Consider the following 19,938-nt stretch of genomic DNA (forward strand, 5'->3'; position numbering starts at 1 on the left):
CCTCCTCCGGTGAACCTCTCAGTGATTGGCGGCCAGCCGCATGATTTCTTCTTCCGTAGCGCCCTTGCCTTCGACGATGCCCGTCAGTCTGCCTTCCGACATGACCATGATCCGGTCGGACATCCCGAGCAGCTCCGGCATTTCGGAGGAAATCATGATGATGCTCTTCCCTTGGCTCGCCAAGTCGTTGATGATGGAATAGATCTCGAACTTCGCACCGACGTCGATCCCCCGTGTCGGCTCGTCAAGCAGCAGGATATCCGGCTCGGTGAGCAGCCACCGGGCCAGCAGCACCTTTTGCTGGTTGCCCCCCGACAGGTTCTTGATCTTCTCGCGGACCGACGGCGTCTTGACCCTCAGCTTCTCCACGCTCCGGGCCACTTCTTCCTTGGCCTTGCGCTCATTGAGCAGCTTGAACGGGGTTTCGTAGCGGTCGATGTTCGCGATCATCGCATTCTCGTGGATCGAGAGCACCGGGAAGATCCCCGTTACCCGCCGTTCTTCGGTCAGCAGCGCCATCTTGTGCTTCTTCGCGTCGATCGGCGACTTGATCTTGACCTTCTTGCCGTGGATCGAGACTTCGCCCGACTCCACCGCCCGCAGGCCGAACAGCGCTTCGATCAGCTCCGTCCGCTGGGCGCCGACGAGACCGCCGAGGCCGAGCACTTCGCCTTTGCGCAGCTCGAAGGATACGTCCTTGAACGACTTCGGCAGCGGAGAGGTCAGGCCTTCCACCTTCATCAGAACACCGCCCGGCACGTTCGTGCGGTCCGGGAAGCGCTGGCTGAGATCGCGTCCCACCATCCGCTGGATGATGAGGTCCGTGGTCAGCTCGGCTGCCGGCCAGGTGCCGATCAGCTTGCCGTCACGCATGATCGTGACGTCATCGGAGATGCGGAGGATCTCCTCCATTTTGTGCGAGATATAGATCATGCTGACTCCGCGGGAGCGCAGCTCGTTGATGATCTTGAAGAGCGCCTCTACTTCATTGCCCGTCAGCGAGGACGTCGGTTCGTCCATCACGATAATCTTCGAGTTGAAGGATACCGCCTTGGCGATCTCCAGGGACTGGATCTTCGATACGGAGAGATTCCCTACGAGCTCCTTCGGATCGATATCCATCTCCAGATCCTCGAACAGCTTCTTCGTATCTTCGAGCATTCTGCGGTGGTCCACTATTTTAAACGGCCCGAATCCCTTCATCGGGAAACGCCCGAGCCAAATGTTTTCCATGACATTGCGGTGCGGTACCGGATGGAGCTCCTGGTGAATCATCGATACGCCGTAGTTCAGCGCATCCTTGGAATTGTTGATCTCCACCTTCTCGCCGTCGAGAATAATCTCGCCCGCATCGGGTTTGTAGATTCCAAAAAGCGATTTCATCAGCGTCGATTTGCCGGCGCCGTTCTCTCCCATAAGCGCGTGCACCGTGCCGGGACGCACTTTGATGGTTACTCCGTCCAGCGCTTTCACGCCGGGAAACTCTTTGACAATACCGTTCATCTCAAGCAAGTATTTCGAATCAGTCATGGTAACGCCCCCCTGCGTATTGGATACGCCTCCTCCCAGTTCCGTCAAGGGACTGGAATCTCCTGTCAGAGGCACCCGAATTTCAGTATGTGTATGTTTGTATATAGTGAGGATGGCAACAGCGTCGGACCGGCACAAACCGTATGAATGTTTTCATGAAAAAGGCAAGGGAGCAGGCACCTGAATCACCTGGCCCCCTGCCGTGTGGCAAAAGACGAATTACTTCGCGTCGTTCATGTTTTCTTTGGTGATCTTCTTGTAAGGAACCCAGATGTACTTGCCGTCGGTGATTTCGAAGCCCGTGTTCTCTTTGCTAGGCGTTTGGCCGGAAGCGAGCACGTTGGCCAGGGCGAAGGATGCCGCACCTTGGTTCTTCGCATCGTTCAGTACCGTACCGAGCATCGTGCCTTCTTCGAGAGCCTTCACCGCTGGAGCCGTAGCGTCTACGCCGACAACCGGCATGTACTTGCCGCCTTGGAAGTAGCCTTTGGCTTTGAGGGCTTCGATCGCGCCGAGAGCCATGTCGTCGTTGTTCGCGAAGACCGCTTCGATCTTGTCGCCTTGGGAAGCAAGGAATGCCGCCATTTTCTCTTGGCCCTTAACGCGGTCCCACATCGCTGTGTCTTCCGCCAGCTTCTCTACGCCGATGCCTGCGTCTTCTACGGCTTTGACAGCGAACTTCGTGCGGAGCTCGGCATCCTGGTGTCCAGGCTCGCCCTTCAGCATCGCGTACTGGAGCTTGCCGTCCTTGTTCTTATCCGCTTCCGGATGAGCCTTGAAGTAGTCGGCTACCAGCTGGCCTGCCATCGTACCGGACTGCTCGGCTTTCGCGCCGACATAGTATACTTTGTCCCACTTCTTCATATCGTCAGCCAGCGGTTCGCGGTTCAGGAATACAACCGGGATGTTCGCCGCTTTGGCTTTGTCGATGATTACGCCCGCTGCCGTACGGTCAACCGGGTTCACGAGAAGGCCGTTCACTTTCTTCGTGATGAACAGGTCGACTTTATCGTTCTGGGTCGGCTGGGAGTTCTGGCTGTCTACGATATCGACTTTGGCTTTACCTTCCGCTGCTGCGCTGATCGCGTTACGAACACCCGTCATGAACGTATCGTCGAATTTGTAGATTGCTACGCCGATCGTTGGCTGCTTGCCAGCCGTCGTACCGGTTTCGGTCTTCGCGCCGCCCGCGTTGTTGTTCGCTGTGCCGGCATTGGTATCCGTTTTATTTCCGCAGCCTACGACTGTTGTGGCGAGTGCAGCAGCAAGCATCATGGAAACCACTTTTTTGTTCATCCGTAAAAGACCTCCGTTATTTCTTTTTTTGTATACTGGATTGCTTTACACTTTCATTATCGTTAATTTTGTGCCAAAAACCCATGCAATATCCTCATGTGTTCTATCGAAATTCTCATGTGTTATGAAAAAGCTAAGATTATGTCGAAAATTTCAGACTTTTGTCGCATGAAAAAGGGGCCTGTCCCCGATAGCCAGGCATCTTCTGTGGAGCGGTCGGGATTCCTCGGCCCGAGTCTTCACGAACTCCGCGACCGGGACTTTGCGATCCCCGCGACTCGCGGCCTTCGGAAGTACGCGACTCGAACCTCCGCGATACCGCGATCCGGCGGCCTTCGCGATTCACGCGACCCGGACCTCCGTGTTTTCCGTGACCCGGGCCTTCCTTCGCTAGTCCCCGATCCGGCCTTCTCGCGATATCGATCCGATAACTTCAAATAAAGGAACTGAGGTTCTTTATCATCTTATTTCCCGTCATTTCCCAAGGAATAGCGGAACTCAGGTTCCTTATCAGCCTCCATTTAAGCGAAAAGCAGGCTCATTGTACTTCTGTCAATAAAGTAGACACAAATTAAAGGAACCCTTTAAGGCTAAGCTGTTCTTTTTTCATGGTACATCTGTTCAAAGCGATGAGGCGTTTTATAACCCAAAGTGGAGTGACGCCGTGTTCGGTTATAGTAAAACTCGATGTAATTATAGAGTTCATCGGTAGCTTGTTTGCGAGTTTTAAACTTGGTCTGGTACACAAGCTCTTTTTTCAATGTACTGTGGAACGACTCAATACACGCATTATCATAGCAGTTACCTTTTCGACTCATGCTGCCCGTCATGAAGTAGCCTGCCAGCCGTTCTTGGTAATCACTGCTTGCATACTGAGATCCGCGGTCGGAGTGGTGGATCAAGCCAGGGGCCGGCTTCTGACGCCTGTAAGCAAGCTCCAGGGCATCGATCACCAGCTCCCTAGTCATCCGTGCACCTGTAGCCCAGCCTACGATTTTACGTGAAAATAAGTCCATCACACTGGCTAGATATAACCAGCCTTCGCCAGTGGCGACATAAGTAATATCTGTTACCCAGACCTTGTTTGGCGCATCGACTTTAAACTGCCGATTTAGGATATTGTCATGAACAGGCATGTTGTGTTTGGAATTGGTCGTTGCTTTGTATTTTCCAACCGTAATTGACTTAAGACCCATCTCTTTCATTAGGCGGCTGACCGTTTTTGAGGAGACAGTACAACCGTCATCCTCTCGCAGAATTGCAGTAATTACGGGGCTGCCCGGGCGTTTCTTCAAACGGAAAAAGTGATGCCGGATACGGTTTTTCAGCCACTTCCGGTGCTTTTCCCGTTTACTAGGCTTGTGTTTTACCCACTTGTAATAACCGCTTCTGGATACTTGTAACACGGAGCACATCTTCTCGACACGGTACTGGAAGCGGTGTTTATGAATAAACGAAAAAATCAGTGCCGGTCTTTCGTGAAGAAGTGCATCGCCTTTTTTAAGATTTCATTCTCCTCTTGTAGTTCGCGGTTTTGCTGCTCCAATTTCCGTAGTCGTTCGTAATCCACAAAGACTTGCGATTGTTCCGCAGTCGCACTTTTGCCATACTGCTTGATCCAGCGGCTCAAGGTACTCTTCGGAATCCCGAGCTCCCGGGCGATCTCTATCGGCTTCTTCCCCTCCTTCTCCATGTGTTCCACCGTTTTTTTCTTAAACTCACTGCCGTAACTCTCCCGCTGCTGACTCATGGCACACCTCGACCTTTGTTGGTTTGTCTTTATTATAAAGGTCGTTCCTTAAGCTGTGTCCACCGTTTAGTCTACATACACATCCCACCTAATAGCGAATCTGAGTTCCTTTATTTTCAAAAACTCCCCTTCGATGGCCATCATAACGAATCTGAGTTCCGCTATCTCCCTGCCCAGCATCCCCAGCGGCTTCAAGCCGAGAGGCGTAAAGCCGAGAGGCGTAAAGCCGGAGAGGCGTAAAGCCGAAAGGCGTAAAGCCGAGAGGCGTAAAGCCAAGAGGCGTAAAGCCAAGAGGCGTAAAGCCGAAAGGCGTAAAGCAGAAGAGGCGTAAAGCAGAAGAGGCGTAAAGCCGAGAGGCGTAAAGCCGGAGAGGCGTAAAGCCGAGAGGCGTAAAGCCGGAGAGGCGTAAAGCAGAAGAGGCGTAAAGCCGGAGAGGGCACGAATAGAGTAAAAACCCGCAGCAGCCGCTGCGGGTTCTTGAACCTTATTGCCTATCCCGACGCTTATTGAACGCACATGACGAGAGGGTTACTTCACAAAGGGGAACAACAGCTTCTGATTATCGGACCAGAACATATTGACCTGATCGATCACCTTCGTATCCGTAAAAAAGTTCTCCTTCACCCGCCTGCCTTCCAGCGCATCGACCGCGTATTGAACGCCGAGATAGCCCATCGAGAACGGATTTTGGATAATCGTGGCCTGGACGATCCCTTCCTGGAGATACTCGATGTCCTCGGGCGTGCTGTCCATGGTGACGACCTTCACCCGGCCTTCCAGCCCTTCCTTCACGATCTCCTCCACGACCCCGCGGGTCGAAGCGCCGTGCAGCACGGCGATGCCCGTCGGCGTATTCAGTACGTGCGCCAGCCTGCGCACCCCTTCGCCGCATTGGTCCGGATCCGCGTAGCAGTAGGTCTTCTCGACGACCTGGATCTTCGGGTGCCGCGCCATCTCGTCGAGGAAGCCCCGCTCCCGCTCGGCGGCGGCCTGGCCGTCCGGCTTGAAGCCCACTACGGCTGCCCGGCCCTGGTCGCCCAGCAGCTCGGCCAGCTTGCGTCCGGCCTTCTCCCCCGCTTCATAATGGTTGACACCGATATAGCTGAGCGGCTTCGGCGAGTCCAGGCGCGAGTCGATCGTGATCACGGGGATATTGTTCGCCGCGGCCCGGGCGACCGCGTCGGCCGGCGCCATGTCGTCGCTTGGGGCTAGAACCAGAGCGCTGCGCTTATAGTTGATGACATCGGAGATCAAGCCGATCTGTCCTTGGATGTCCTGCTCGGACTCCGGCGCTTCCACCAGCACATCGACGCCCAATTCCTTCTCGGCCGCTTCCGCTCCGCTGATGACCGCCTTCCAGTAGTCGCTGTTCTTCGATTTGACGATCAGGGCGATCTCCTTCTTGCCGGTATATCCCGCCTCGGCGGTGTCCGTCAGCTGGCCGCACGACGTAATACCGGCCGACACCGCCAGCAGGACAAGGAGAAGCATGATCCGTCCCGGGAGCCGTCCGTTCATCCGGCCTCCCCTCCTCTCACACCCGTCCGGTAAGGAATCCACAGGGTCACCGTGGTCCCCTCCTCCAGCCGGCTCTCTATCTCAAGCCCGTACTCTTCTCCATACATCAACCGGATTCGCTCATGCACGTTGCGGATGCCCACTCCGGAACCGGAGCTGGAACCGGGGCCGGGGCCGCCGTTCTCAGGCGCCTCCGCCTGCAGCAGTCCCTTCACCTTCTCGGGCGGCATGCCGAGCCCGTCGTCCGCCACCGTAATGCGCACCCGGTCGCCGGCCCGTTCCGCCCGGATGCGGATGAACCCTTCGTCGACCATCATCTCGATGCCGTGGTAGATCGCATTCTCCACCACCGGCTGCAGGATGAGCTTGACGGTCGGGCAGTCCTTCACCTCGTCCTCACACTCGATCTCGAAGCGGAATTTGTTCTTGTACCTCATCGTCTGGATGATGAGATAGTTGCGTACATGCTCGAGCTCTTCCTGCACTGTGATAACCGATTTGCCCTTGCTGAGGGAGATCCGGAAGAACTTCGACAGGGAGGTGATCATCCGGATGACCTCCTCGCTCTTCCCGCTGCCCGCCAGGCGGACCACCGAGTTCAGCGTGTTGTAGAGGAAGTGCGGGTTGATCTGCGACTGCAGCACTTCGAGCTCGCTCTTGCGCTTGGCCTCCTGCTCCTTCACGCTCTGCTCCATGAGCTCCCGGATGCGGGCGACCATGAGATTGAAGCGCCGGGAGAGCCGCCCGACCTCATCCTCTCCGCCCTCCTGGATATGGATGTCAAAGACGCCCTGCTCCACCTTGCTCATCGAACGCTCCAGCCGGCGGATCGGCTGGGAGATCTTCGCCGACATGAAGGCCGACAGGAGCAGCACGAACACGAGCGCCCCGAGCATCAGCCAGGCAAGGAACCAGCCGATCTCCCGCTTGGCGGTGACAATCTCGTTCATGTAGGAGACGCCGATCATTTTCCACCCGATGTTGTTGACGGTCTGGATGGTTATCAGCCGCGTCTCCCCGGTGCTGTCGTCCACGTAATTGCCGTAGGCATACTTCATCGCCTGCTCGACGTTCTCATACTTCAGTCCCGCATAGATCAGCTGCTGCTGGGGATGGTAAACCATGTTCCCGGCCGACTCGTCGATGATGTAGACGTAGCCGCGCTGCCCCAGGCTGACCCGGCTGAGCAGGTCGTCGATCGTCTTGAAGTTGAAATCCACGAGCAGCATCGCCGGCTCCCGCACGCCGTCCCGCTCCAGGATGATGCTTTTGCTCATCGACACGACCCAGGGATACCGGCCCTTATACAGGTTCTGCACGTGCGGCAGCGAGACGGTCACATGGCCCGGATTCTCCACCGCCGAGCGGAACCAGCTCTGATCCGTGATGCGCGTATTGCGCCGCATCTCCGTCTCCGGCAGATGGGCCAGCGGCGTCCCCTGGGCTGTGAACAGCGCCATCGAGACGACATCGCTGCGGGTTTCCAGGATCGTGCGGAGCTGCTCCTCAAGCTTCGGGTCCGGCACTGTCTTCGAGGCGCGGATCCGCTCGTCCACCATCTTGAACGCCTGGTCCATGCCGTCCAGGTACATCTCCACATTAAGCTTCACCTGCTCAACGATCTGCTCATTGCCAATAAACGCATTCTGCTCCGCCGTCCGCGCGAATTTGTCGTAGAGCAGCACGGACACGACCACCATCACGAGCAGCGTCATCAGCATGAAGGAGGCCGTGATGATGAACTGGATGCTCTTCACCTTCCAGATGTCGATCAGGGAAGAGAGCGGACCACGGCCCGGCGGCTGCGGCACCCGCCGTTTCATCGCTGCTCCTCAGCCGCGGCGCTCCGGTATTCCTTCGGCGAAACGCCGGCATATTTGCGGAATGAGAAGCTGAAATAGTTCGGCTCCGCATAGCCGACCTTCTCGGCAATCTCGAACGCCTTCAGGTCCGTCGTGCGCAGCAGCTCCTTCGCCGCTTCCATGCGGATCTGGCTGAGGTAGGAGCCGAAGGTCGTTTTGGCTTCTTTTTTGAAAATGGAAGAAAAATAGCCCGCCGAAATGTGCAGCATCCCGCACACCTTGTTGATCGAGATGTCCGTCTCGTGATAATGCTGCTGGATATATTCCTTCGCCTGGTCGACCAGCGACTTGTAGGCGTACTGCCGCTCGCTCGCGATCCGGCTCATGATATTCGTGCAGATGCCGAGCACCCAGTTCTTCGCCTCCTGCGGATTCGTGAACTTGTGCAGCTCCGCCAGCGGCACGAAATCCGGGCCGAAGATGGCGTCGAGGTCCGCGTTCGAATCCTTGGCCGCCTTCAGGATCGCCGTCAGGATCTCGATCAGATAGATCTGGTAGTCCTTGAACGACACGCCCATGTCCGCGATGCCCTCGAACAGGCTCTCGACGATCTCCCCGATCTCCTGGGTCGTCCCCACCTTGAGGCAGCGGATCAGCGCATGCTCCTTGAGCTCGTCGAAGCGCAGCTTCTCCACGAAGCGCGTCTCGACGTCGCTGATGCAGATGATCCGGTTGTCCCCGAGAATCGGCCGGTAATCGAGCGCAAGCACCGCGTCCTGATAGGAATACGACACCTCGGGCAGCGCCGGGCAGAACGTGCCGACCCCGATGGTCACCGTGAACTTGAGGTACTTGTCGATGCTCTGCCGGATCTCCTCCAGCGCCGCGAGCGTCCGCTCCATCAGAGACTCCCGCTGCGCCCCCTTGACGGCGCTGAGCAGGACGACATGACGGTTATGGACGAAGACCAGGCCGAGCCCGTGCTTCTGTACGATCTCCTCCGCAATGTTCAGCACGGCGAAGAGCTTCAGTTCCGTATCCTTGGAGCGGCGCAGCGAGCCCGAATCGGCCGCGCCTGCGGACTGCTCGTCCGCTCCGAGGTTGTCGAGCGACAGCAGCGATACTGCGAACCCGCAGTCCTGCAGGTCGAGATTGTAGCTCTCGCACTTCTCCTGGATCTCCCGCAGCGGCAGACGCCGGGTCACCAGAGAGGCGAGGAACACCTCGCGCAGCACCGGCAGGCTCTTGCGGTAATGCTCCTGCAGCGTCTGCACGTTCTCCTTGCGAGCCGCTTCTTCGTCGATCTGGCTCTTGATTTTGGCAAGCATGCCCACCAGATCCTCCGACGAATACGGTTTCAATAAATATTCATCAATATGCAGCTTGACGGCCTTCTGGGCATATTCGAATTCGTCGAAGCCCGTCAGGATGATGATCTTCGTGGTCGGATACCGTTCGCGGATCCACTCGGAGAGCTGCAGCCCGTCCATGAACGGCATCTGGATATCCGTCACGACCACGTCCGGCACGAAGCGCTCCATGAGCTCGACCGCCTCCTGGCCGTTCTCCGCCGCATCCACGACCTCGAAGCCGCAGGCCGCCCAATCGATCTCCGCGAGAATGCCTTCCCTTACGTCCGCCTCATCTTCCACAAGCAGTAATTTGTACATAATCGGTCCTCTCCATCGCAGGACATACCAATAGCCCGGCACAGGCCAGGCCGGTATTCCTCCGGTCCGGAGCCTGGCAGCGGGATCGCTTCCCCCTCTGCCGGCCCGGCATGTCATCATTATAGTGTAATCACTGTACCAGAATCGCGCAGGGTTGGGAAGTGGGGAGAGGTGGGAGCGCTTGCGGCTTGCCCCCAGCGGGAAGAGGGCAGCGTTCTGCCGCAGCGGTTCGGGCGGGCAAACGCTTCGCTTACCCGCCGCCGAACTCCTTCTCAAATGCCCTGAACGTCTCCTGCCCGGCCGAGCGGTCATAGACCGCAAAGACAACCCGCACGAACGCCCCGGCGAATGCCTCTTCCGCTAGCACCTCGCGGAACCATGCGGCCACCTCCTGGGGCCGGTTGCGGAATACCCCGCAGCCATAAGCTCCGAGCACCACCGTACAGTGCCCGTGCAGCATGGCCGCGTACAGCACCCGCCGGATGCGGCCGCGCATGACGGAGCCGATCTGCTCTGCGGCTTCGGGCTCCCGTTCCCGCACCACGCCCGCGTTCACGGCGGGCGCTGTGATGAACGCCGCCGGGTAAGCTTCGGGGAGCAGGCGGTCTTCATCGTCCCGGAAGACCGGGACGGCCGGCGAGTAGATCATATAATCCGAGTACAGCGCCGTCCGCCGTCCCCGGTTGTATTCGTACATCTCCTGCATCTGTACGATGCAGGGGTACAGGCCGCTCGCGCGGGCCAGGCTCTCTTCCTGGGCCTGGCTCCCGCCGAGGAAGCCGCCGCCCGGATTCTTCGCGGAGGCGAAGTTCAGACAGGCGGCCGGCTCGCCGTCCTCGAGCCAGCAGCGGTGAGCGGCGGCCAGCGTCGTCTCGGGCGTCAGCTCGATGCGCATCGCAGCCGGGCTGCCTGCGTTTGCAACAGATGCCTCCTGCAGCCGCGCCAATGCGCGCCCGCGCAGCTCCTCATCGGTGCCCGGCCGGTACAGGACCGAGCCCCGCACCGCCGCTTCCTGCGCTGTGCGAAGATCGACCCACTCCCCTGCAGCGTCCCCGTATCCGCCCGCCTCCAGCATCTCCAGCGTCTGCGCGGCCACCGCCGCTCTATTCGATCGGTTCATGGTTTGTTCCATCCTTTCTTAAAGTCACTTATCAGTAAATTTCGTAAATCTTCAGGGAGCTCCTCACCGGTCGCCGGCTTCCCTGCGATACGCAGCTACCCGCTCCGCGAGCTCATCCAGCCGCTCCTTGACCAGAATCTTCCCGGCATAGGCTTCCGGAATGCTGCCGTACCCGTAATGCACACCGGCCAAGCCGCCGGCGATGGCCCCGATCGTATCCGTATCTCCGCCGAGATTGGCGGCTTCCTGCACGGTCTCGACGAAGCTTTGGGTTGTATTCAAAATATACAGCACCCACCGGAACGTATCCACGACATACCCGGTCGGTCCGCAGTCCGGCTCGCCGCCCAGCGCCTCCGCATAAGGAGTGCCGGCCGTCTCCAATGCGAGCACAAGCCCGAGCTCCTCCCCCTGCAGCAGGCGGTACGCCATCCGGTTGTACATCACGCAGGCTTCGCTGCACCGCTCATCCCAGTGCGTCATCTTCGACTGCATCCGCGTGACCGTCTCCATCCGCTCCCTATCGGTATAGATCAGGGCCGCAGGCAGACAGCGCATCAGGGAGCCGTTGCCCGCGGAGAAGCCCCCGAGATCCCGATTGGTAACGAAGGACGCTTCGAGCCAGTCCCCCTCGTACCGCTGCAGGGCCCGCCGGATGATATTCCCGATGTCCTTCGGGTCCGACCGGTACCAATCCAGAAACCGCTCGCCGATCGCTCCCATCGGGTCCTCCGGACTGGCCAGGATGCCTTCGGCCACGCACAGGGACATCATCGTGTCGTCCGTTACTTCCCCCGGCTCGAGGTCCCAGACCCCTTCCCCGATCATCTCCGTCAGCCGGCCGTACTTCTTCCGGATCTCCGCCCGGGTCATGAACTCCGTCGTGCCGCCAAGCGCATCCCCGACGGCCGTGCCGTATAAGCCGCCTCGGATTCGATCCATGATATTCATCTGCATCTCTCCTCTCCCTTCGCACAGGGGCCCTCTACCTGCTTGCCTGCAGCCCCGAAGCCCACCGATTGCCCAGACTCTCATACCTGCGGTACGCCTGGAGCACGGCCGACACCGCGGCCACCCGCTCTTCGAGCGTACCGCTTACTTCAATATAAGGCACACGCCACTCCTTGAGCAGCGCGGTGAACCGCTTCTGGAACTTGCCGCGATGAACCTCTCCCGACCGGTCCCACGTGTCGTCGTACGGAATCTCATCACCGCACAGGAAGACGAGATCGTACGCGAAGGCCGCCTTCCTCGCGAGCTCTTCCAGCCGGGGCAGCGCCATGCCGTGGTAATCCAGGGAGAAGAGGTAGGTCGTGACCGCATTCGTATCCGTAAAAAACACCCCGTCCGCCTCGCCCGCCAGCTCCTCTTCCCGCACTACGTGACCTTCGGCCAGTTCGACGAGCTGTTCGGGGGTCAGGCGCCGGTCCCGCTGGTGTGCCGCCCAATATTCGCGCCCGTACTCCGGCATCCAGACGGTGCCGTGCGCCTCGGCCAGGGCGGAAGCCAGCGTCGTCTTGCCCGTGGAGGGCGCCCCGAGCAGCACCACTCTCGTGATCAGGTCGCGGTAGACGAGTCCGTCCACGTAAGCGCGGTTCGCGTACGGCTTCTGCCTGACGGCCGTCCCCGAGACCGGAAAGACGGTTCGTGCCGGATCGACCTGCCGGTTCACAGCCCCGAGCCTGCGGCTCATATGATCGCCGTACGGCTCGCTCGAAAAGAAATGCGTCACGCGGCGGCCGCCCAGCAGCCCCAGGATATAATCCTCCTGCAGCTTCTGGATCCGCGGCGTATACCCCGTCTCCGCCGGGCCGTCCCATGCTTCGATCACCTCGGCCTCCGGGTAGAGGCTCCGAATCCAGCCGGCGCGCACCGTCAGCGGAATGTCCGTCGTCTCGGGGCAGTCGTAGATCACGACGATGAGATGGTCCGTCTCCTTCAGCCCCGTCTCGATCATATATTGATGCCCCTTGTGCAGAGGCGCAAATTTCCCGAGCGTGAGGCCGAGGGTTCCTTGGGCACCTGCATTCATATTCCCACCTCCGCATCGCTGACCTGCAAGGAGGCCGTCCGCTGCCTGCGGTACTCCCGATGCCACTGAACCCAGCCACCCGCGGCAATAGCGAGAAACACGGCATACAGCAGCGCCACTCCATACAGCTCCTTATAAGCGTACATCCCCACCGACAGCACGTCGACGGTGATCCAGAGCAGCCAGTTCTCGAGCACCTTGCTTGAGAGCAGGAACTGGGCGAGGAGGCTGAGCGAAGCGATGAACGCATCCAGATACGGGATCGAGGCATCCGTATACCGGGCAAGCACATGCCCCCATCCGGCCGACAGGGCTGCGAGGAGAAGAAACGCACTGATGGCCTGACGGCCGGTCAACCGGCGGGTCGGCCGCACACCGGCCGCCCCTCTCCCCCGTCATCCACACGATCCAGCCCTGGATGCTGAGCACGAAGTACAGCAGCTGCAGCGACATGTCCGCATACAGCTTCGCATCGCGGAAGAGGAAGAAAAAGCAGATGACGTTGACCAGCGAGACCGGCCAGCACCACAGGTTCTGCCGTGCCGTCAGCCAGACGCTCATCAGTCCCGTCGCGGTCGCCGCCCCTTCGAGCAGCGACGAGGAGGTGGCCGCGGCGAACCCGGCCGCCCCCAAGATCAGAAGAACCCATTCCCATGTCCGGTTCATAAGCATACTCTCCTTTTTATACTATCAAAGTGACTTTATTATTGAGTAAAAAAAATAGTCAGCCGTACAGCGACAGCTTCGGCACATTCCCGGTAAACCGGTACAGCTGCGCGGCCCGCTGGGAGTAGGCGTTGGACTTCTTGAGCTCGCCCTTATGATCCCGCACCTCTTCAAGAATGCCGCTGCGGCTCTGGGTCGACTTCATCTTCCTTATGAAATTCGCCTCTTCGAAGGTCGGCACCACCGTACGGATTACCTGGTAGAGCTCCCCGAGGGTGAACTCGGGAGGCAGAAATTCCTTGGCCAGCGGCGTCAGCAGCATCCGCTCTCGGATATGCTCCAGCGCTTCGACGATCATCTCTCTATGGTCGAACGCCAGCTCCATCCGCATCAGAGCTTCGTCCACGGTGAACAGCCCCACATCCGCGGCATCGTCGGAAGCCCTCCGCTCCGCCAGCTGCTCCTCCCGGACCAGCGCACAGAATACATGGGAGAGAATCCAGCCCCCGCGGATCGCGCCCGGGACGACTGTAGACGTTGAGGTACTCCATATGCACGTTCCCCACGCCCGCTTCCTCCTGAAGCTCCCGCCGCGCCGTCTCGTACATCGATTCGGTCTCGCGCGAGAAGCCGCCGGGAAGAGCCCAGTGCCCCTCGTACGGCCACACCTTGCGCTGGATGAGCAGCACCTTCAGCTCCCGCTTCGGCAGCGATTTGGTCGAGGTCATCTGAGGCTCCGAAGTGATCGTGAAAATCACAATGTCGGCCGGCGCCCCATCCGGTGTGCGGTAGTTCTTTGCCGAGTAGCTGCTTTCGTTTTCGGCTGCCATACGCTTCCTCCACCTTATCTTCATTTTTATAATATCATTATGACAATATTGAGTAAAATGTCAACCCCATTTTCTCCGGTGTCTTCCTACTTTAGTATTGACAGCCGGTCCGGGGACAAGTAAGATTTTCCATAACCTACTATACATATGGGAATAACTAAAAATGATGAGGAGGAATTCGCATGCCGCACCGTTTCACCTTCCGGACTCGTACGCTCCTTGCCTTATCCGTTTCTCTCGCCTTCTCGGGACTCTCCCTCCCCTCCGGCTTCCCGTCCGCCCAGCCGGCTTCCGCCGCTCCAGCCGCGGGATCGGCCGAGACGCCTGCAGCCATCGAAGCCTTCCTGCAGGACCGCTATGGGCTGAGCCTGCCTGCAGCGCCTACCAAGGGGGACTTTATCGCCGAAACGGCGGAGATCCTGGAGCTCGGGGACGCCGCCATTGCCGGCCCCTTCACGGATGTATCCGTCAGCGACGCCGTGTACCGGCCGGCTCTCGCCTTATACAGCCAGGGCATTCTCACGTCGGACACGGTGGGGGCTGCCGCTCCGCTCACCCGGGGCACCGCCGTCTATCTGGCCGTGAAGGCCGCCGGGCTCAAGGAGCTCGCTTACACGTATCCGCAGGAGAAGGTGCAGGCTTCGCTCTCCCGTCTCGGACTGGCGTACCCCGGTGACGGCCGGCTGACGTTGCAGGCCGCCCAGGAGCTGGCGGCGGCGGCTGATAGCGGCCTGCTGCCTGAGGCCTACGCCGCGTCCTTCGACCCGTGGGCGCCGGCCGGCAAAGCGTTTGCCGCCGTGCTGCTCGGGCAGATCCTCTCGGTGCGCGGCGAGTACAAGCATTACCTGACGACGACCGGCGACAGCGAGGTCTACTCTAAGCTGCTGCAGGCCTACCGCACCCAGGTGCTGATCGAGGTGCCCGCCCTGCAGCCGGCCGTCGACCAGGCGCTGAAGGAGGGGCTCATCACCGGCTACAACCTGAAGGATGAGCGGTATGCCCCGCACTTTGACAAGTCCCGTTCCCTCACCTACGGGCACAGCGACATCGCCCATGCCGTGCAGCTGATCGGCCTGCTGCGCAGCGAAGGGCTGCAGGCGAAGATCCAGCTCGAGCCGAAGACCTCCGCCTTCCTCTATCTGAAGGAATGGGGCGAGCCCGAGACCTCGCCGGACTATAAGGTCGTCCCGCTGGAGAACGGCAACGGCATCGCCTATGCGCGCGAGTACGATCTCTCCTTCGAGTTCGATACCGCGGAGCAGAAGGAGACGTTCAACGGCATCATTTCCGCCTATGCCAAAAAGAACAGCGAAGACCAGCACGGCCTCATCACCGGCTCGTGGTGGCAGCCGCTCTACTATTCGCTGACGGAGCTGCCGGAGTACAAGCTTATCGCGAACAATGTGATTCAGGGCGACGGCTACTATGCGCAGACCTTCACGCTTGTCGACCAGGCGCAGGCCTTCGCCGACGGAATCAAGAAGATCAAGCCGGATGCGGGCGTCGATTCCTATACGTTCTGGGTCGACGAGCCGTTCTACAATTACCTGCTCGGCGGGTTTAAGTAAGCCGCAGCAGGATACAGACTTAGCATGAGGGATGTGGTTCCGACCGCATCCCTTTTGGGTTTGTGCCTGGATTGACGCTGCCATGGGCCGAGGCTCGGCACACCGCTGCAAAAGCCCTGCGTTCTAGTGTTTTCCTCTAGTTCAAATCTCCTAGTCTGTGCTAGAGTAGATGGAGGCAGTAAGATTCAAACAACACACCATAGACATATGAAGGAGAGAACCACTTTGGCTTTTGGACACCGACTGCTCAGTCTTATTCTGGCTTCGGCCGTAGGACTCACCGCTGCTCTTCCCTCCGCTTGGGCAGAGAATTCCGTCATTGAGGACGATAATCTGGAGGCCCTGGTACGCGACCAGCTGGACATGCCATCCGGTAATCTAACCAAGGAGGACCTGCTGGAACTCACATCCCTGTACTCTTACCGCGGGGAAGACATTCACAGTCTCAAAGGACTGGAGTATGCTGTGAACCTGCATACACTGGTGCTGGATGGCAATCCCATCGAAGATTTCACGCCGATTGCGAGCCTGAAGAAGCTGGAGATGCTGGCTCTGCAGAAGACGGGCATCAAGGATCTTTCCCCGCTCTCCGGCCTGCCCTCGCTGACGAAGCTGCTGCTGGATGCCAACGGGATTGAGGATCTTTCCCCGCTCTCCGGGGTCTCGACCCTTACGGATCTGCTCATCTCCAAGAACAGCATCAGCGACCTGCGTCCACTCGAGCATCTGCCGCTGAACTGGCTGATTATCAGCGAGAACCGGATCACGGACATTACGCCGCTCGGCAGCTCGAAGACCCTTGATCACCTCTATCTGTCGGACAATGCGGTGGAAGAGATTTCACCTCTCCTGTCGATCGACACGCTGGAACAAGCCGATCTTTCGGGCAATCCACTGAATGCGGCGTCGGCCGAAGTGGTTAACAGCCTGAAATCCCGCGGCGTGGAAGTCACGCTTAGCCCTGATGCACCGGTGGGAAGCGCAGAGAGCGGCGCTGTCGCATCCGACATCTCCATTTATCTGGATCATATGGAATTGGAATTCGACCATGCTCCGGTCATCCTCGAAGGCAGTACGCTCGTACCGTTTCGCAGCTTATTTGAACAGCTTGGGCTCACCGTAGCATGGGACGGGGCCACACGAACGGTCACCGGAAGCAGGGACCGGTTCAAGCTTACGCTTCAGATTGACAATCCACAGGCCATCGTCAACGGAAAGGCGGTGGAGCTCGCCGTTGCTCCCAAGCTCCTGGAAGGAAGCACATATGTCCCGCTGAGGTTCGTAGGAGAAGCTACCGGACGGGATGTCGAATGGCTGGATCATATAAGAACCGTCTTCATCCGCTCCACTCCCGCTTCTCTTATCTACGAAACGCTCTACTCTAACCAAATCGTATATGAAGGCGAGACGGAGAACGGCTTACCCCAGGGCAGCGGAAAATATCTTCACGACGGCAAGCTATGGTACGAGGGCACCTTCGTCCAGGGGGCGATGGAAGGCTCAGGCAAACTGACTGACCCGTATAATAAGTCGGTTTACGAAGGCGGCTTTCAGCAGAACCTGATGCAGGGGCAGGGCAAGCTGGTCTACGGTGACGGCTCTTACTACGTCGGTGGCTTTGACCGCGGCAAGCGTCAGGGTTCCGGCAAGCTGTATTTTGCTGACGGCACCACGGCTTTTGAAGGAAACTTCGATAACGACGGACGTTCTGGCGAGGGCACCCAATATTTCCAAAACGGTTCCAAAATTGTGGGTCCGTTCAGTAATGATGCACTGTTCGGGCAGGTCAAAGAATATTCCAACGGCGAACTGATCTACGAAGGTGAGCACAAGGGCTCCATCCGCAACGGCCCCGGAATCGAGTACAGCGGCGGCGTGGTGGTCTACCGCGGAGACTTCGAGGACGGATACCGATACGGGAACGGCGAGCTCTATATCGAAGGCAAGCTTCACTATAAAGGCAAGTTCTATTACGGCCAACCGAATGGGGCCGGCATGTTTTACTTCCCGTCCGGCAAGGTTCAGTTTGAAGGCAAGGTGACGGACGGAGATTTGAGCGGAGAGGGCACACTCTTCTTCGACGATGGAAGCTTCTACATCGGTGAAGTGTTCCGGGGCAAGCCGGACGGCCAAGGCATCTTGTACGATGCAACCGGCAAAACGGTATCCGAGGGCCTCTTCTTCGACGGCACTTACATCACCGATACCTTTGCCACAGAGAAGACCGAAGCCTACAAGAAGCGTCTGGTGGAAAAGAGCCTGGATTACTATGTGGTTGACGGTCTGCAAGAGGATGACCTCTGGGACTTCGGTTTAACTCCACAGCAGGCTGTTATGATGATTGATCTTGCCCGGGAGCCGGAGCTGGAAGCCTTCAAGAGCCTTTCCGAGGCTGCCAAAAAAGAGCTTCTGAACGATTATGTCCAAAGACACTGGGGAGAGCTGCCGGGAGTGAACCAATGCTTCGTGCTGGTATACCACGGCCCGCTGCTCTACGCGTACACCGAAACAGGCCATCAGAAGAAGTCCTCCGAGCTGAAGCTCAATTACTTCCCTGAAGGCAAAGCGTCAGACGATCTTGGGCCCGTCACGTCTTTGTGGACCTCCTCACCGGAAGATCAGTAAAGCATGCATCACCCCAAAAAAGGAGACATGGCCCAAGGCCTGTCTCCTTTTTTGGGTTACCGTACCGCCATGCCAGACCAACCCTAACTGCCTGGCGGCAGTCTCTCGGCACACTTCGCGCCCCTACCTGAACCCGACCTTCGGGGGCGCGTCCGCCGAGTGCCATACCTGCGAAGCGGCCCGGCCGAGGTCCGACCGCATCTCCTGCACAAGCTGTGCGATATCCACGCGCTTCTCATAGTGCATCCGGAATGCCGCCGAGACGTACAGCTCGTTCAGCTGGGCGAACGAGAATCCCTCGGCTCCCCGGGCCGCCGCAGCGAGCGCTTCTTCGCCGCACAGCTCCCCGAGACGCTTCAGCGTCAGGTAGTGAAGGCGCTGCGCCTCATCCGGCAGCCGGATCTCATAGGCCCGGTCGAACCGGCCTGCACGGTTCATGAGCGCGGGGTCGATACGTTCCGGGTAATTCGTGGTGCCGATCAGGAAGACACCCTCCTTGGAAGTCGCCCCGTCCAGCGTGTTGAGGAAGAAGGACCGCACATTCTCCGGCATGGAATCGATGTCCTCAATGACAAGCACCATGGGAGCGAGACTCACGGCATTCGAAAACACCTGCTGGACCGAATAGGACGAGGTGTGCTCGGTAATCTGCCAGTACGCCACCGGCGCCTGCACGCTGCCCGCAATCGACTTCACGAGCGTCGTCTTCCCGTTGCCCGGCCGGCCGTAGAGGAGCAGCCCCCTTTTGTACGGGATCCCGTAATCCCGGAAGAACTGCCGGTCCCCCGCGAAAAATTCGTCGATCGACCGGAAGATTTCGGTCTTCAGCGCCGCATCCATCACCACCTCGTCCCGGCCGACCCCGCGGGTAATGCTCATCTTCTCGATCTCAAGGCCCTCCCTTGTATCGGTGAACACGGTGACCCTCCGGCGGTCCGTATCCCGCCGCCTGTCCCGCACATAGGCGGTGAAGCCCTTCATGCAGTCATCATCCTCCGCCCAGATGAAATCCTCCATATCCAGGCCCTGCCTGCGGAACACCGGCACCTGGGCCAGCGCCACGCCGCGCTGCGCATAGAAGAACAGGTTGTTGCGGAGCGTAGGGAACACCCCCGGCTCCTCGTCCCCGCTCTCCTCCTCGGAAGTAAAAGCCTTCGTCTCCAGCCCTTCATAGACGGAAGCGAGATGCTCGACGTCCCGGCTTCCCTTCTTGACGTCCTCCTCCAGCACCTGCCACAACTGCCGCCCGTAATCGTCCTGCAGGTACAGCGTGAAGGACTTCCCCGTCCGCTCCCGCAGCAGGGCCTCGATCTTCTCCGTTACCTGTGCATATTGGGGGTAGTCCCCCATCCCCTGCAGTCCGCGCGCTTCCTCCTGCCGGAAGAGCAGCCCGGCGGCAGCCCCTATCGAACCATCGCTGCTGCGGCCGGCTGCCCGTTCGTTAAGATCATCAATCGTTAATCCCCTTGCCAAAATGCTTATCGTATCCTTTCCGAAGTGAAGTGTTAACAGAGCAAGATCAACGGCCTCA

Annotated in this window: 12 protein-coding genes and 3 pseudogenes; 2 read left to right on the forward strand and 13 right to left on the reverse strand. The window is 58.9% G+C overall.

Features of this window, described 5'->3' with window-relative positions:
- Positions 1-18: 18 nt before the first annotated feature.
- The 12 genes and pseudogenes from PM3016_RS32165 to PM3016_RS32225 form a co-directional block, all read right to left on the reverse strand.
- On the reverse strand, positions 19-1,530 hold the full coding sequence (locus PM3016_RS32165) for a sugar ABC transporter ATP-binding protein (protein ID WP_041617990.1): 1,512 nt from the start codon (positions 1,528-1,530) through the stop codon (positions 19-21).
- 219 nt (positions 1,531-1,749) lie between these two features.
- Positions 1,750-2,826 (reverse strand): galactose ABC transporter substrate-binding protein, encoded by a 1,077-nt coding sequence (locus PM3016_RS32170; protein WP_013920632.1) that lies wholly within the window; start codon positions 2,824-2,826, stop codon positions 1,750-1,752.
- Positions 2,827-3,416: 590 nt separating this feature from the next.
- Positions 3,417-4,576, reverse strand: a pseudogene (locus tag PM3016_RS32175) (IS3 family transposase).
- A gap of 528 nt (positions 4,577-5,104) precedes the next feature.
- Entirely contained in the window at positions 5,105-6,094 is a 990-nt protein-coding gene (locus PM3016_RS32190; RefSeq protein ID WP_013920633.1) for a substrate-binding domain-containing protein, read from the reverse strand.
- Positions 6,091-7,917: a cache domain-containing sensor histidine kinase gene (locus tag PM3016_RS32195; RefSeq protein ID WP_014372263.1), complete on the reverse strand. Its 1,827-nt coding sequence runs from the start codon at positions 7,915-7,917 to the stop codon at positions 6,091-6,093. Before PM3016_RS32195 ends, PM3016_RS32190 begins: the two co-directional genes overlap by 4 nt.
- Positions 7,914-9,566, reverse strand: a complete 1,653-nt coding sequence (locus tag PM3016_RS32200; protein ID WP_013920635.1) for a response regulator — start codon at positions 9,564-9,566, stop codon at positions 7,914-7,916. The genes PM3016_RS32195 and PM3016_RS32200 overlap by 4 nt, the downstream gene beginning before the upstream one ends.
- Before the next feature lie 250 nt (positions 9,567-9,816).
- Positions 9,817-10,686, reverse strand: coding sequence for a TIGR02452 family protein (locus PM3016_RS32205; protein WP_014372264.1), 870 nt, complete (start codon positions 10,684-10,686; stop codon positions 9,817-9,819).
- Positions 10,687-10,749: 63 nt separating this feature from the next.
- On the reverse strand, positions 10,750-11,637 hold the full coding sequence (locus tag PM3016_RS32210) for an ADP-ribosylglycohydrolase family protein (RefSeq protein ID WP_013920637.1): 888 nt from the start codon (positions 11,635-11,637) through the stop codon (positions 10,750-10,752).
- A gap of 34 nt (positions 11,638-11,671) precedes the next feature.
- A complete protein-coding gene (locus tag PM3016_RS32215) occupies positions 11,672-12,718 on the reverse strand; it encodes an AAA family ATPase (protein ID WP_013920638.1) in 1,047 nt (348 codons plus the stop codon).
- Entirely contained in the window at positions 12,715-13,092 is a 378-nt protein-coding gene (pnuC, locus tag PM3016_RS32220; protein ID WP_014372265.1) for a nicotinamide riboside transporter PnuC, read from the reverse strand. The genes PM3016_RS32215 and pnuC overlap by 4 nt, the downstream gene beginning before the upstream one ends.
- Before the next feature lie 73 nt (positions 13,093-13,165).
- A pseudogene (locus PM3016_RS41630) lies at positions 13,166-13,267 on the reverse strand (nicotinamide mononucleotide transporter); the annotation flags it as partial.
- Positions 13,268-13,442: 175 nt separating this feature from the next.
- Positions 13,443-14,214, reverse strand: a pseudogene (locus PM3016_RS32225) (NUDIX domain-containing protein).
- 182 nt (positions 14,215-14,396) lie between these two features.
- Between PM3016_RS32225 and PM3016_RS32230 the strand changes: the two are divergent.
- Together PM3016_RS32230 and PM3016_RS32235 are read left to right on the forward strand one after the other, a co-directional pair.
- A complete protein-coding gene (locus PM3016_RS32230; protein WP_014372267.1) occupies positions 14,397-15,782 on the forward strand; it encodes a hypothetical protein in 1,386 nt (461 codons plus the stop codon).
- 225 nt (positions 15,783-16,007) lie between these two features.
- Entirely contained in the window at positions 16,008-18,407 is a 2,400-nt protein-coding gene (locus tag PM3016_RS32235; RefSeq protein WP_014372268.1) for a stalk domain-containing protein, read from the forward strand.
- 123 nt (positions 18,408-18,530) lie between these two features.
- Here PM3016_RS32235 and PM3016_RS32240 read toward each other — a convergent pair whose 3' ends face one another.
- A complete protein-coding gene (locus PM3016_RS32240; RefSeq protein WP_013920643.1) occupies positions 18,531-19,880 on the reverse strand; it encodes an AAA family ATPase in 1,350 nt (449 codons plus the stop codon).
- Between the last annotated feature and the right edge of the window lie 58 nt (positions 19,881-19,938).

The sequence above is a fragment of the Paenibacillus mucilaginosus 3016 genome, assembly GCF_000250655.1.
GTDB classification, from domain to species: domain Bacteria; phylum Bacillota; class Bacilli; order Paenibacillales; family NBRC-103111; genus Paenibacillus_G; species Paenibacillus_G mucilaginosus.

Excerpts from the sequence above, each read along its gene's own strand:
- PM3016_RS32165 (WP_041617990.1), bottom strand. The coding sequence starts at position 1,530 with ATGACTGATTCGAAATACTTGCTTGAGATGAACGGTATTGTCAAAGAG.
- PM3016_RS32170 (WP_013920632.1), bottom strand. The coding sequence starts at position 2,826 with ATGAACAAAAAAGTGGTTTCCATGATGCTTGCTGCTGCACTCGCCACA.
- PM3016_RS32190 (WP_013920633.1), bottom strand. The coding sequence starts at position 6,094 with ATGAACGGACGGCTCCCGGGACGGATCATGCTTCTCCTTGTCCTGCTG.
- PM3016_RS32195 (WP_014372263.1), bottom strand. The coding sequence starts at position 7,917 with ATGAAACGGCGGGTGCCGCAGCCGCCGGGCCGTGGTCCGCTCTCTTCC.
- PM3016_RS32200 (WP_013920635.1), bottom strand. The coding sequence starts at position 9,566 with ATGTACAAATTACTGCTTGTGGAAGATGAGGCGGACGTAAGGGAAGGC.
- PM3016_RS32205 (WP_014372264.1), bottom strand. The coding sequence starts at position 10,686 with ATGAACCGATCGAATAGAGCGGCGGTGGCCGCGCAGACGCTGGAGATG.
- PM3016_RS32210 (WP_013920637.1), bottom strand. The coding sequence starts at position 11,637 with ATGAATATCATGGATCGAATCCGAGGCGGCTTATACGGCACGGCCGTC.
- PM3016_RS32215 (WP_013920638.1), bottom strand. The coding sequence starts at position 12,718 with ATGAATGCAGGTGCCCAAGGAACCCTCGGCCTCACGCTCGGGAAATTT.
- PM3016_RS32230 (WP_014372267.1), top strand. The coding sequence starts at position 14,397 with ATGCCGCACCGTTTCACCTTCCGGACTCGTACGCTCCTTGCCTTATCC.